The sequence below is a fragment of the Amycolatopsis sp. NPDC114503 genome, assembly GCF_055633655.1.
Window position 1 is genome coordinate 480,156 of sequence record NZ_JBVKDT010000003.1, and the last position, 15,608, is coordinate 495,763.

Annotated in this window: 3 protein-coding genes; 2 read left to right on the forward strand and 1 reads right to left on the reverse strand. The window is 71.8% G+C overall.

The window, feature by feature from the left end; translation table 11 throughout:
• Positions 1-8: 8 nt before the first annotated feature.
• Complete coding sequence (locus tag ACZ7OI_RS14910; RefSeq protein WP_470264735.1) at positions 9-12,788, forward strand: WXG100-like domain-containing protein; 12,780 nt, start codon at positions 9-11, stop codon at positions 12,786-12,788.
• Positions 12,785-14,914, forward strand: coding sequence for a YrhB domain-containing protein (locus ACZ7OI_RS14915; RefSeq protein WP_470264736.1), 2,130 nt, complete (start codon positions 12,785-12,787; stop codon positions 14,912-14,914). The genes ACZ7OI_RS14910 and ACZ7OI_RS14915 overlap by 4 nt, the downstream gene beginning before the upstream one ends.
• An 8-nt stretch (positions 14,915-14,922) precedes the next feature.
• On the opposite strand, the gene ACZ7OI_RS14920 is transcribed toward ACZ7OI_RS14915, so the two are convergent.
• Positions 14,923-15,600, reverse strand: a complete 678-nt coding sequence (locus ACZ7OI_RS14920) for a SecDF P1 head subdomain-containing protein (RefSeq protein ID WP_470264737.1) — start codon at positions 15,598-15,600, stop codon at positions 14,923-14,925.
• Between the last annotated feature and the right edge of the window lie 8 nt (positions 15,601-15,608).

Sequence of the window (15,608 nt, forward strand, 5' to 3'; positions counted from 1 at the left end):
GCGGGAAGATGGCCCCCGGCGACGTCCAGGAACCGACCGAAGAGCTGTGGATCCGCGTCAAATCCGACTGGCTTTCGCGGCACGCCGGCTGGATCGACGCGATCTGGCCGCTGGACAGCGAATCCGACGCGCGGAAACTGGGCGACGCCTGGGACCGCCTGCGCGACGCGCTGAACGCACTGCACGACCAGGCCGGTCCGCACGTCGAGAGCCTGCACGACACCTGGACCGACCTCGCGGGCGTTTCCGCGTACAACGCGCTGCACCGCTTCCTCGACGGTTCGTCCGGCGGCGAGGGGCTGTCCCAGCTCGCCGGGCACTGCCACGAACTGGCCGAAGCCTGCCGGGACTACGCGAAGGACCTCGCCGACATCAAAGGCGAGATCGTCGCGGACATCCTCATCAACGTCGCGCTTTTCGCCCTGTCCACGATGATCGCCGGACCGGCGGGCGAGGCCTTTTTCGCGGCGCGGCTCGGCGCCCAGATCGCGGCCAAGGTCGCCGCGGCCGTCGAGAAGATCGCCGCGGGCAGCCGGATGGCGCGGCTGGGTCTCGGCGCGCTCAAATTCGGCGGCGAGGCGGCGCTGAACATCGGGCGCGGGGCCGCCGGCGGCGGGGCCGGTAATCTGCTGGGCCAGGAGTTCAGCTCGTGGCGCGGTTACGGGGACGTCGACCTGGACAAGGTCAAGAACGCCGTCGAGGCAGGCGCGATCGGCGGGGCGCTCGGACACGCCGCGAACCGCACGGCGGGGAAGTTCGTCTCCGACACCGCGGCCAAGGGCCTCGGAAAACTGCCGAAACTGTCCGAGGACACCGCGAAACAGCTCGGCTCGGTCGCCGGCGCGAGCGTGTCCGGGGCCATCACCGGCGCCGGCACGAACTACCTCCTCGATCGCCCCATGGACCAGGGCGCGATCGCTGGCGCCGCGCGCGGCGGGATGCACGCGCTCGGGGCGAACGGCATGAAGAACACCTACGAGCGCGTGACCGGGGAGCAGCACCCGACCATCCGCGACCTGATCCGGTCCCACCTGCCGACGCCGCCCGACGGCGGTCCCCCGAACACCCCGATGCCGCCCCCGGACCACGGCTCTCCCGCCCCTTCTGGCGGGGAAGCTCGCGGCTCCGCCGAGCAGACTGGCACGTCGCAGCACACCGAGGTGCACAGTTCTGCCGAACAGCAGGCGTCGGCGCAGCACGCAGAAGTGCGAGCCACCGGTACAGACGGCGTTCATTCCGGCGCGGGGCTGGCCCCGAGGGTCGACGCCGGGTCGTCCGGGGCGGAGGTGACGAACCTGGTCCGGTCGCCGTCTTCGGCACCGGCGCAGCTGCCTGCGCGGACCGCTACCCTCGCTCCGCATTCGCCCCCGAGCGGAGCGCCGGTGCGGTCTGGGGACGGGCCTGCGTCGGCGCCAGTCAGGGACGCTGGGGCGGGCGATGGTTCGAAAGGGACGGCTTCGGGCAAGGACAGCGCTGTTACACCGGAGAAGTCTGCGTCTGCCCGAGAGGATTCGGCCGCTTCCGATGCTTCGGAAGAGGGCCGCGGACGCTCGGCCGCTGAGACGACTGCGGATGCGTCGGAGTCCAAGGCGGGGAAGGTGATCGACCTCGACTCACGGCGGAATCCGGACCCCGCTGTGGGAGACAAGGCGGTCGAGGCTGATGGGGTGAAGCGGGCTCCCGAGGCGGAGAACCCGCCGGATGATCCGCCGGGGTCGGTTCAGCGGCCGGAGGGACCGTCCGACTCCGGCCAGAGCCAGAGGGAAGCGGCGCGGGCGACCGGGACGCCGGACACTGGCGCCCGGCCGACACGAACCGCTGCGGCCACCCCCAGCGAAACCGCACCACCCCGAACGGCAGGGTCGCCGGACACCAGTGCCCGGCCGACACGAACCGCTGCGGCCACCACCGAACCCACGCCGCTGCGGACGACCCGATCGCCCGAGACCAGCACCCAGCCGACCGGCACCCGAGCCACCGCGGCCCGCAACGAGCCCGCACCAGCCCGAACGACCCGAGAGCCAGACACCGCCACCCCGCACAACGAATCCACACCGCAACGCTCGACCGCAACGCCGGACACCGCCGCTCGACCGACAAAGACCGCCACCGCGACCCACAACGAACCCGCGCCGCCGAAATCGGAGGCCGAGGGCCGCGACGAGGCCGAACCGGCGACCGAGCTCAAGGACTTCCGGCCGAAGGAGACGTTCGCCGGGCGGGCCAAGCGGGTTCTCCTGTCCGAGCCCGAGGCGAAACTGGCGGAACTCTCCCAGCGCGCCGCCTACGCGCGCGACCGCGGCGTCGGCTGGCTCGGCGATCAGCTGCTCGGTTCGCTCGGCGGCCACCCCGCCGGACCTCGGCCGGGCGATCGGTGGTTCACCCTCGAGACCCGGCGCGCCGAGGCCGAACTCGCCGACGTCCTCGGCCGGCTGCGCGGACTCGGGTACTCACTGCCGAAACTGGCCGAGCAGGGCGTGGCGTCCCGGCACCTCGCGCTCGCCGACCGGATGGCGCACCGGGAACTCAGCGAAGCCGAACTCAAGCAAGCGCTCGTGGCGCGGACCAATCTGTCCTCCGCTGAAGGACATCCGGCCCGCTCGGCGTTCGACGAAGTGCTGTCGAGGACGGGCGATCTCCTTGCCGAGGCCAAAGCGTTGGAAGCCAAAGCCCACGAAGCAATCGCGCAGGCTCCCGAACCGCGACCGGAGCCGGTGACGTTCACTGTCCTGCACGGCGAGGGCGTCTCGGATGGCGAGGCGGGCACGCGGGCCGCGTTGCGCTCGGTTCCTGTCGTCACCGGGGCGAGCGAAGCGCTGGCTGTCGGGAACCGGCCTGCCGGCACCCGGATGCCGGAGGCTGTCGGAGCGCACTTGCCGGACGGCGAGGCTCCGGCCTCTCCGGACCGAGTCCGGGCACTCCCCGATCTGTGGGACAACTACCGCGCAGAGGCTCGTTTCGGCGGGTTGTCCGCGCATCTGACGCTCCTCCACGACGCCCAAACCGGGAACCTCGACGCTGCCGGACGCCACGACTTCCGCCTGGCGGTAAGCGACTGGCTCGCCGACACACCGACGCCGGAAGGAAGCGGGCTCCGCGCGCAGTTCCGCGCCGCCTTCGACCAGCTGGAGCACCCGAGCACCGGCCCGCACTCGCCGTCCGCCGGGCCGGAACCGGTCCGGGCCGAGCCGACGCTCCCCCGGGCGCGGCTGGGACAGTCGGTGAGCTTCGCCGAAAGCCTGCTCGGTCCGGTCGTCGGACCGGCGCCCGCGATCGTGACGGATCCGGTGCGGCCGTCGGTCGGATTCCCCACGCGGCCGCCGGTGCGGACGGAACCGTTCCCGGGCGCCGGCGATCCGCACCCGCATCGGGTGGGCGACCCGGCGCCGGTCCGGGTCGGCGATCCGCGTCCAGGCTCACCGGCCCCCGATCCGCGCCCAGGACCCGCGGCGCCGGGCGAGCCGTTCCGCACCGGCGACGTCACCGCCGCCCCGATTCCGCAACTCCCGCCGGACTTCCCCGGCCGCAGCGACCCGTCCGTCCCGGAAGTGCGCTACCCGCGGCCCGGCATACCGGAAGTTCCGCCCGTAGTTCCCGCCGCTTTCCCTTACCCCGCCGAGAAAACCGTCGCCCGGCCGGTCCGCGAGCGCACCGGCGTCGTGCCGCTGCGGCACGACTATCCCGGCGAGACGAAGCCATCGCCGCCGGTTCCGGACGAGGACGCCGACGAGCGTTTCGACCTCCCGCGCGAGGTCCGCGAGCAGCTCACCGAGCAGGAACTCGCCGACCTGTGGGCGCTGGTCCGCGCCACCGGAGCCCGCCCCGGCGACGTGCTTCGCTGGATCGTCGACAAGGTGCTCTACAACCGGGTGCGCAAACCGGGCCGCGGGCTGCCGCACCAGGACGCGAGCCTCGCGGACAAGCTCCGGTTCCTCGCTACCGAACGGGAAGCGGACCGGCTTCTCGTCGGCGACCGGCTCGCGGAACTCGCCGGCAAGCCGCAGGTGCGCGTCCAGGTCGCCGAGCCGGAGGAAAGTTCCGCCGACGGCGCCGCGGGCATCTACTTGCGTTACGGCGTCCTCACCACGTTGTCCTTCGCTTACGCCGAGTTCGCCAAGCGACGAGACCTGCTCGACCGCATCGAGGCACAGCTCGCGCTCGCGAAGTCCGCGGCGGCCGACAGCCCGGAACTCGCCGAACGGGCGTACGAACTGGCGGTGAAGCTGGCTCAGGAATACCTGGACCTGGTCGGCCCGGACCTGGGTTTCCTCCACGCGCTGAGCCTTTCCGACGACGCGGAGCGAGCCGCGCTCGGCTTCGGCGGCGCGACGGATTTCCGGCCGCGCGGCCAGGTCCACGACCACGGCGAAACCATCGGACTGGCCGAGTTCTCCTTCTCCCACGCCGACGGCGGACGGCGGAACGTCGTCGTGGCCCGGTTGCGCAGTCCCGGCTCCGCCGACCGGGAGCGGCTGGTCAAGAACGCGCGGCGTTACCTGCAGAACCAGCGGTCCGGCGAGAAGAAGCCTTACCTCGTCCTCAGCCGCGAATGGCGCAACGCCGGAGAAGCGGATCTTGCCGAACTCACGGACAGCTTGCGGAAAATGGGCTTCGCCGCCGTCCTGTACAGCGACGCGACCCGGCCCGCCGAGGAACCTCGGGTCACCGCGCTGCACCTCGACGACGCAGTGCGCGCCGAATCGCTCGCGGCACCGGCACGTTCGGACAAACCCTGGCTGGGCAAGGTTTTCTCCGAGCTGTGGAATGCCGCCGGGGCCAACGGACAACCGGGCTTGCGGCAGATCGCACAGCTGCCCGCGAAGGACGCCGTCGACGTCCTGTCGTTGCTGCTCCGGCCCGACAGCACACCCGGAGCGAGGGACACGCATTTCGCCGCGCTGGGGCGGGAACTGGCGCGGATTCCGGAAGATCAGCGTCAAGCGCTGCGGGACAAGCTGCAGTGGCTCGGAGAATGGATCGACGGACGGCCGCCCTGGAAGCAGGCTTACGAGGACGCGCAAGGACTGTGGACCGCGTCCGCGCTGTTCGCCGCTCTGAGCGCCGGAGTGTCCATTAAGGACATCCGGCAGTTCGCCCCGGATTTCGGTCCGTTGCACGCGAGCCCGGACGAGGAGGTCGCGGCCGCGGCGGTGCTGGCCGAACTGGCCCTTCACGGGCACGGGCTGGGCGAACTGTGGCAGCCCGGGGTCTTCGAAGCACCGGTCCGGCCGGACGGCGACCCGGCGGCCTTTCCGGATTTCCCCGTGCGGGACGCGACTTCGACCGGTCCGGACTATCACGTGGTCGTCGCGCGGGCGGAAAGTCTCGGCGAGCGCGACACGGTTTTCGCCCGGTTGCGGCGGAATCTTGCCGCGAACGGCGCGCACCCCCAGTTCGTCGTGCTCACCGGCGAGGTGACGGCGGCGGATCCCGAAGCGCTGCGTGAACTGTCCCAGCAGCTGCTCGCCGAGGGCTTCGACGCGGTCGCGGTCCACCGCCCCGGCTCGGCGTTCGACGTCCTCGCCGCACGGACGAACCTCCTCGCCAGCCTGACCGCGCACGCTGTCGGCCCGCCCCGTCCGACGATCGCCCCGGGACTCGCCGAATGGCTGTCCGGCAAAGCGGCGGCCAGGCACCAGCAGCACCTCCGTCTCGCCGAACAGGCGCAGCGCGCGGTGGAAGAGACCGAACGCTCCCCCGCCGTGCCCCAGCCGCCCAGCACCGTCCGGCCCAGCGCCGTACAGCCCGAAGCGGAAGCAGCAGCGACGCCGCTCCTCACCGGCGCCATCGAGATCCACACGCCGCTCAGCACGATCCCCGCCGCCCGCCAGACGCCGACCGCCGAGGACATCGCCCGGCGGATGCTGCCCGCCGCGGCCGTCGCTGCTGGTGTGCGCGTCGTGGAGAACGGCCCGTTCCCCCGTCCGTCGGACGACACTGTGTTCCTCGACCAGTCCGGGACCGTGTTCGCCTTTCAGGTCGTCCCCACCCCGAACCTCGGGTACTCCCCGCGAAACCCGATCACGTTCCAGGTCTTCCGGGAGCCCACAGCCGGGCAGCCGCTGCCACTGGTCGTCCTCCGGCTTCCCGACTGGCTGGCCCCGGACCTGGCCGTCCTCCCGATGGCCCACGCGATGGCCGCCGGTGCGGCATTGATCGCGGCGCACCGGCGCGGAGACCCGGTTTCCCTGCCGGAACAGCACTTCTGGCACGACCGGTTCCCCGGCACCGCCCCGAGGCCGACGCCGACCGACCTCGGCTACGTCGCGCAGGTCGCCGCGCTCGGCGCGGAACTCGACCGGGACGGGACGCGGCGGAGCGACCGGCGGCGGATGCGCGAACACCTGTCGCGGCTGCTGTCCTACCTCGGCATGGCCGCGGACGATCCGCACGCCAGCGTCCGCTTCTCCGCGCTGGCCGCAGACGGCGTCCGCACGGAAGGCATCGACCGCGCGCTGACGGTGGCTGACCGATACCGCCCGGCCAAGGCGGTCGAGGGCTACCGCGTCACCCACTGGCCTGTAGCGGATCCCGCCGTCGAAATCGGCCACCGTCTTCCGGTGGACACCCCCGCGCGTCGTTTCGACCGTGCGACGGCGGTCGAAGCGGCGATCCGCGCGCAGGTCGGCAAGGCCGCCGAACGGACCGGAATCCTGCTGGTGCCCGCCGGTCCCGATCTCCGCTACGACGTGTTCCACGACGGCCGGCACCTCTTCACCGCGGCATTCCGCGTGCTGCCGCGCACTACCCTCGAATCGACCGGGGTTTCCGTGCATCCGGGCACCCGGGTGCTGTCGGGTTACCTTCCGGCCCGGCTCCGGACGCAGGACGTCGAAGAGATCGTCCGCGCCGCACTCGCCTTCGGCACGCGCTATTTCCGCACCGCGACCTGCGATCCGGGAACGCTCCGCCCGGACACCGACGTGGACCGCCTGCCGGAGGGCCCGGCGGACCGGGCGCTGGAAGCCCGGCTCGAAGTGCTCGGCGACCGGATCACCACGACCCCGGCCTGGCGTCCGCGGCACCGGCAGCAGCTGATCTCTCAGTTGCGCAGCCTGCTCGAACACGCGGGCCTGGAAAAGCAACTGCCGGACTACGCCTACCGCGTCGCCGCCCTCGGAGCCCACGCGCGCGCCGTAGTGGACACCTTCGCCGTGGAGCGGAAGGACACCGCTTACCCGACCACAGCGTTCACCATCGCGACCACAGTCGTGTTCGAGCAGCCCGCCACTGTCGCGATGACTGTCGCGCTTTCGATCTCCGGCTTCGCGAGCGGGCACCCGGGAAACGGCATCGGCTACCTCGTGTTCGGCGCGACGTCCGCGGTGCTGGGCGCGGCGATGACCCGGCGCTACGACATCGCCAGCGACAAACAGGCCGCGCTGAAGAAGAAGTACGACGAGATCCGCGCGAACACCGACCGCGGCCGGGACCAGCACGAACTGGTCAACAGCTGGCACGAAGCGAACTTCGGCACCCCGCTGCTCAGCACCGGGGTGCCGGCCCCGGCGCAGCTCGAAAGCGACGCACCTGACATCGCGCTGCCGCTGCGCACCCGGATCGTCCGGTTCAGCACCCCGCCGCTGGTCGCGCTGGGAACCGCCGCCGCGGTCGGGTTCCCGCTGGACATCGCGACCGGCTCGTTCTTCGCGCTCGTGGCGACCGGCGTGGGCACGGCGGTGTTCCGGCCGCTCGCCGAGGGCTACACCCGGCGGCGGCGCAAGGGCGCGGAGCTCGCGGCGCACGACGCGATCCGGCGCGAACTGCACGAGTACGACCTCGAAGACGCCAAAGAGCTGTACCGGCAACTGATGCACGCCCGCGCCGCGATCGAGGGCCTGCTCGCCGACGGCGTGATCCCCGATGCCGCGCTGGCCGAGCTGTCCCGGGTGCCGGCCGAACGCGCCGCGGTGGATTTCGCGGAGCACGTCACGGGTTCGAAGCTGATGGACGCCGTCGCGAGCTTCCTTCCCTACCTGCCCGACCTGTACAAGATCACCCATCCGACGCTCCAGCCGCTCAAGGCCCTGCTCGAACACTTCACCCCGCTGCAGATCCTGGCCGCCGTGGACCTCGCCAAACTCGGGGTCGCGGGCTGGATCTCCGCGTTGGCCGACAACCACCTCGCGGTGGGCGAGGTCAACAACAAGCTGACCCGGATCGCGATGCGCATGCGCGCCGAACGGGAAACCCAGCTGCCGGTGAAGATCCGGGACCGGGACCTGTTGCTGCGGGACCTCGTGGGCGAAGCGCTCGCCGCGGTGGGGACGGCGCACGCACAGCCGGGCACGCGCTCGTCCGAAGTGGAGCGGGCACTCGCGGAAATTCGTTCGAAGCCGCCATTGCTGCCGAAACCGGTCTCCCGCAAGGCCGCTGTTTCCCGGTTGAGGTACGCCGTGGTCATCGGCGCCAAATCGTTCACCGTGGGCGGGTTCACGGTCGGCTTGAGCGTGCTCGCCGGAGTGCCCGCCACCTCAGTGTGGGGCGCTGTCGCGGCGGGCGTCGCCGGGCTGCTCGCGATCGTCGGCAAGCCGTACTACCGGATCCGCGAGATCCTGACCGACGACCGCGCGGGCACCCCGGTCGAGCAGCAGAGCGATCGCGACGCGGTGGCCAACGGGCACGTGCTCCGGCTCCTGTTCGAAACCGCCGGGCGGGAGCAAGGCGAACAGCCGGTGCTCCCCGCCGTGACGCCGCTTTCCGAATTCGAGCCGCTGACTTTCGCCGACGAAAGCCTCCGGTCCGGCGAATGGGCAACGGAACTCCGGGAGAAGCTGGACGCCCTGGACCGGGCCGTCGATGCCGAACTGGGACACTGGGGTTTCCGCCCGACGCTGGAGCGCCGCCAAGCCTTGCTGCGCGACGAACTGCCGCGCCTCTCCGCGAGAGCAAGGGCGCAGCTGACCCAGTACGAAGGCGACGAGCACGGCTTCCTCGCCAACCACTTGGACGCGACGCTGCGCGAGTACTTGCGCACCGGCGAGGGAGACTTCGCCGCGCACGTGACGGAGGTGCTGCGACAGCACGAAACCGCCGACGCGGAACTGCTCCAAGGACTGTTTTCCGTTGTGCGGCAGTACCAAGGCACCGGAACGCTCGCCGAGCGGCTGGGAGACCTCGTACGCGAGCACGACCGCAGCCGCCAGCTCGTCGACCGGGTGACGGAGCTGCTGAAATCTCACCCCCGGGACGAGGAAATCGCCGCGCACGTCAATCTCCTGGTGCACTGGCACGGCAACAGCGGCGACGGCCAGCTCGCCCGGCAGGTCCGCGACCTGCTGCGGCAGCCCGAGCGGCTTCCCGGCGAACTGCGGCGGCTGCTGCTCCCGTTCGAGCACGACCGTACGCGAGCCGCCCGGCTCGCCGTGGCCGCGATCCGGGAACTCAACGAACTTCTCGACGAGTACCAGGCCGCCAGCGATCCGATGCGGTTCACGCGCCTCGAACCGCCGGCCGCCGAACTGCCGGAACCGGACTACCGAAGCCCCGGGCAGCTGCTCGCCGACCGTCTCGCGAACCGGCCGGATCCCGTCCGGACGGTGCTGGGACTGCGCTTCCTCGCCGACGTCGTGCCCGAAGACTGGGCCAAGCGGGCACGGACCTGGAGCGCCGAACAGCTCGCCGAAGCGAGGAAGGCGGTCGAACTGGCGGTCTGGTCCGGGAAGAAGAACGGGAAGTACACACTTCCCGCAGTCACCGCTGACACCGCGCCCGCCGCCGTGCTCGAAGCGTTGCTGCGCGAAGAAGTCCCGCTGCTGCGGGAAATCAACCCGAACTACCGATCGGCCCGGCTCGACCGCTACCGGTACCGGTCGAACTGCGTCTCCGCGACGAGCGCCCTCTTCCACCGCATGGCGGGCTGGGACACCACCGCGGTGCCCGCCGGGCCGGAGCCGGAAACGCTGGCCGCGCTCTGGCAGCGGCTCGGCGGAACGTGGGAAGCCTACGGCAGCGAGTACGACCGGCTCATCGCCGCGCTCACCGGCCGCAAGGGTCTGGTGGCCGCGGTCGCCGTCCGCTCGCTCAGCGACGACGGCACCATCGCCCGGCATGTGAGCGCGGTGATCGTCAGCGAGCGCACCGGTGTGCCGATCTTCGCCGACCCGATGATCGGATCCGCCACGAAGCTGCCTGCCCGGGCGCTGGAGATCCACCTGCTCCCGGTCGATCTCGCCGCGCTGCGCTCGACGGAACCGGTCGCGCTGCCGCCCGCCGGGTTCGATCGGGTCCGGCCGGCCGAACGGACCGAGGGCTACCACGGCAAACGGCTGCGCGCGGTCTACGACGTGCTGCGGCAGTCACCGCAGTTCGCGGGGAAGAACCTCCCGCCGCTGCCCGCCGAACAGCAGAGCCCGCCCGTCCACGTCCTGACGCATCCGGTGTTCCAGCTCTGGCGGCGATCGCCGCTCGCGCGGGCGACCCGGACGCATTCCCTGCCCGCGATCGACGCCGGCACCGTGTCGAAATCGCAGGCGGCCCGCTTCGTGCGGGAGGCAGAGCCCGGCTACGACCGGCCGGACCCGAACGCCTACGGCACCGCCTGGGACCGCGAAGGCCGGGTGGACCAGAGCTATCTCGCGTACTGGTTCGGCGGATTCTGGTTCCACAGCCACGATTCCTACGACAGCGTGATCATCGCGATGGCGGAACGGCCGCTCGGCGCCAGGGCTCTCCTGCACATCGTCACGACGGACCATCACGACAACGAATACCACCAGCTCGGCTGGGTCGCCCACGGCCGGTACGGCATCGCGTTCTTCGACCGGCTGCAAGGCAAACTGCTGCACCTGCCGGAATATCCCGCCCGGCTGTCTTTGCTGCCGTTCACCGACGCCTTCCTGCCCTGGCCCGACGCGCCGCCGGAGTACCAGCCCGCGGCGGGCAAGCTGTACGTGCCGGACGCCCCGGCGCCGACTCCAGGCGTCGACCTGCGCCGCCCGTACCGAGAACCGCCCGCTGCTCCCGCACCCGGTCCGATGTGGACACCCGGGCACCGGGACCTCGCCCAGGATCCGCTGACGCTCGGAGCGGACGAAGGACGCGGCGTCAAGTTCTCGACGCCCGGACCGCGCCGCCCGCTCCGGCCGCCGATGCGCCAGGCGCCGCATCCCGCCGGACCGCCTTCGGACGCGGGAAAACCGGCGCGCTACGGCCCGTATCACCGGTTGGAAAGCCGCAGCCAATCCCCGGAAACGGCCAAGCTGATCGAAGAGTCGAGCGAGGTCTGGGGCAGGATGCCCCGGCACGGCAGCAATCCGGCGGTACAGGCGTGGAACGGCCCGCTGCCGTCGAACCGGCGCGGGGTCGAGTTCTACACCGACGTCAAACCGCTCTTCTACGGCGCCAAGTCCGGCCTGCGGGAATGGCGGGCGGCGCAGGGCGTCCGCGTGGACGACGAGTTCGCGAAGCTGGATGTCGTGGTCGCCAAGAACACGCAGGTCGAGGCTGCCCCGGAACCGGCAGAGAACGTCATCCTCGCCGAAGCGGTGGCCGAGGTGGAAGCCCGCGGCCCGGAGGCGATCCTGCGCGAGGACGCTCTCGCGCCGCCGCCCCGGCCGCTCGCACCGACTCCGGCGCAGGCCCAGACGCTCGACTCGATCCGGGAAACCGTCGGCGATCCGCTGCCCGCCGGACCGGCCGTCGCCGATCTCGCCCGTTGGCTCGCGGACGAAACCGGCGGCGCCGCAGGATCCGGCTCCGTCCGATTCGACCGGGTCTCCTGGATCTACCAGGCGCTGGAGGTGCTGCGACGGGACGGCCCGGCACGGATCACCGGCGTCGAGGACGGATTCGCCGCTCCCGAGCCCAGCGGACACCGCGAGATCCGGGTCTCCCTCCGCCTGCCCGACGGACGCCGCGCCGAACTCCGGCTCGGGCTGACCGCGATCGACGAGGTGGCCGGGACCGCTCGTGCGCTCGGCAATTTCGCCCGTGCCGTCGAGGAAACGCAGCCGAGCACGCCGCACGACGAGGCTGTCGCGGCGGTCCTGCGCCGAAGGCAGCGCGAACTCTTCGACGAAGCCCTGCGCCGCGGCTTGCCCGCGCCGCCCGCCTCACCGGAGTCCTTTGCGGACCCGGACGAGGCGGTGCTGGCCGCCGCCGAGATAGTCGGCCACGTCGAGTTCGGCGACAATCTCGCCAGCGCCAACGAGACCCACTGGCTGACCTACGCCGACGGTTCGCAAGCCATCTACAAGCCCGCCTCGGGCGAATCGCGCTCGTTGGCCGTGCCGATTCCCCATGGCGGGCAAGGCTTCCGGGAGAACGCGATGTACCGCCTTGCCCGTGCGGCCGGGTCGGACGTCGTGCCGGTCACCGCGCACGTCGACGGCCCGCGCGGTCCCGGTTCCGCCCAGCGCCGGATCGAGGGCCTCTCCCCCGCGCTCGACGTCTCGGCCTACCCGATCGAGCAACAACAGGAAATGGCGTACCTCGGCTACGTCGGGGCCAGTTCCGACTGCAAGGCGCTGTCGAAGGACGGGAATGTCGTCGCGATCGACAACGGGCAGAATTTCCCGGACTACGCCGACGATCTCATCGGGATCAACTCCCCGTTCGTCGCGACGTGGCTGAACCGGCCGCTCGACGCCGAGGTGCTGGCCCGGATCCGGGCGATCGATCCCGGGTGGCTGGTGCGGATGCTCCGGGCGAGCGGGATGAGCGAGCACGCGGCCGACGAAGCCCGGGACCGGCACGAGGAAGTCCAGCGGCTCGGCCGGATCGGCGGGCAGCAATGGACCGGCCGGATCTGGAACGGCCGCGACGGATTGGCGAGGGACTACCGGTGACAGACGAAGGAGCAGCGTTGGAAGCCTCGGAAGCCGCGGCGATGGTCGACCAGTGGCTGCGCACCGGCACGCCCGCCGACCTGACCGCCGGCGAGCACGCCGTGCGCGTCGACCGCGAGCACGTGCTGCGCGTGCCGGAGGGCTGGTACGTGCCCTACGACTCGGCCCGCGCGCTGGAGACCGGCGACTGGCTGGCGTCCCTGGTCCCGCAGCCCGCGCTCGTGGTGCGCGAGGACGGCGCGCTGCGGCAGCCCGACCTCAGCCCGGAGGGCCGGCTCCCGAGTTCGCCGGTGGCGGCGGGCGGGGAGCCGGATTGGCGCGAAGTCCTGGAACCCGAGTTCGAACGCAGCGGCGTCGCCTACCTCGGCGTTCCGGAGGAAGCCGTCCTCGCCTGGCGCGAATACGCCGACGGCGCGCCGACCGGCGAGATCCGGATCAACCCCGAATACCGGCAGGGCCCGGAACGGCTCGGGTACCCGACGGCGGACACGCCGCTGGAGTACCTGCTCGGCTGCGCGTCGACCGGCCGCTACGACCGGCCCCGCTACCTGGCCGGGCTGCTGAACGCCGAGGTGCTCGTGCCGCTCGACCCCGGCCGCGGGCTGCCGCTGGAGCAGCAGTGGGAGGACGACCGGACGATCCTGCGGGTGTACAGCTCGCGGCGCAGGCTGCCGGTCGGCACGGCGCAGTGGCTTCGCGCCGACGTGCTGTCCATCCTCGAAGACTTCCCCGGCGCCGGACTGCTGATCAACCCGGGATCCTTCCCGACCGACCGGCTCGCCGCCGCGGAATTGGCCCAGGCGCGCGGCGAGTGGCCGCAGTTGCGCCCGGCTCCGCGCGTCGTGGAGGTCTCGCCGGAGCACTCGGCGCAGGTGGCCGAAACCGCCCGGACGGTCGGCGAGCGGTTCGGGTTGACGGAGCCGCTGGCCGGATTGTCCGAGGCAGTCGCGAAGGCCCGGGCAGCCGGGTTCGAACTGTCCGAAGTGGAGTGTGAGAGGTTCGTCGTCGGCCGGGCTTGGGAGCGGCACAACGGCGTCGGTCCCGGCGACCTCGACGCGCCGGCGGGACAGGAATGGCCCGCGGACCTCGCCGCCAACGGGCTGACCGCCGGTTACGACTCCCTCGGCCGCATTCGCCCGCACGCGACGGGTTCGGGCAAGTTCTTCCGGCAGGACGCGGACGGCGTCGGCTTCCAGTGGCACCGCATCGCCGGCGCGTTCGTGGGGTTCGCGCTGGGGGAATCGCTCGGGCTCTCCGTGGACCGCTCGCCCGTCGGCGAGATCGCCCCGGAACCGGCGAAGCGGATCGGACCGCTTACTGCGCAGTTGCTCTTCCACACCGACGGTCTGCTGCGAGGGCTGCCTGACCTGCGCGAGACCGGCGCTCGTGCCCAGCGTCGCTGGCAGGACACGGAAACCGTCGACGGCTGGCTGACGCGGGTCGAAGAATTGCGCTCCCGGGTTCCCGACGCGCCGGATGACGTCAGTTTCCTCGTCCCGGGCCTGGCCGCCGCACTGTGCGGAGGCGGACCGGACACCGACGAACGCACCGCGGCCGAAGCGGGCCGTCTGCTCGCCGCGGGCGCCGGTGCCGACAGTCCTGCCGCCGACGCGGCCGCGGCGATCGCCGAACTGTTCGCGCGGCTGTTCCGGCGTGCTGATCCGGTGTTGCCCCCGCATGTGCACGTCGAACAGATGCTGGCGTCGGGGTCGGTGTCCGGCCCGGTCGCCGGGGCATTGGCGCACGCCGCCCGGGCGCGGGTCGAGTTGATCCGGGCTGACCACGAAGAACTGGACGCACTCGGCTCCGGGCACACCGCCGCGGACGCGGTCGGCCGGAGCATGACGGCGGTCTTCCGCCGGTTCTTCGACCCGCGGTGGACTTTGGTGTCGGCGATCCGCCACTCCGGCCGCAGCGCGATCACCGGCGCCCTGGCCGGTGCGGCGCTCGGCGCGCGGTACGGGATGCCCGGGCTGCCCGCCGAGTGGCTGGACCGGCTCGAGTCCCGCGATCTGGTGGAAACCGTTGCGGGCGACGCGTTCTGGCATTTTTCCGCGCATCCGCCGCAGGCTGATCCCCGGTACGCGGCGCAGTGGGAGGCCCGCTATCCGAGGGAGACCCGCTGAACCGCCGCTCAGTGGCCGTTCAGCCAGTCGGCGAGGTCCTCGGCCTCCGAGCGGTCGCGCAAACCGGTGATCTCCGCCCTGCCGTCGGGGATCGCCTGCATGATGGAGGGCGCGACCATGACCCGCGTGCCCACCACGATCGCGATCTGCTTGCCGACGCTCTTCGCGGTCAGCTCCGCCCACTTGGCGGAGCCGTCCGGGGTGAACGTCACGTCGACGGTGGACACGTCGTTCCGCGGCGCGTCGTTCAGGCCCGCCGACTTGATCGCCGAGCCGTCGAGGACCGCGGGGCCGAGCAGGTACCTGGTACCGCTCGACCGGTCACAGGTCACCAGAGGAAGACCGGCGTCGTCCTCGCCGGTCAGCGGATCGGGGCGGCTGGATCCGCAGGCGAGACTCTGCAGCGTCCGCTGCTGCACGGCGGGGTCAGTGCTCTGCCGATCCGGCGAGCTCGGTGGCGTGCCGGCGGACGCGGTCTCCGCCGTGGCGAGGACGGGCCGGAACCGCAGTCCCTTCGCCAGACCGGCGGCCCGCACCGGATCGAGGAACGAAGGAGCCCCCGCCGACGAGCTGGCGCCGACCTTGTCGGCGGGCTGCGGGCCCGAACCGCATCCGGCCAGTCCGAGAAGCGCGATCCCGAGCACGGCCGCCCGCGAAATCCGCTGTCCAGCACGACGTTCCGGCATGACAACCC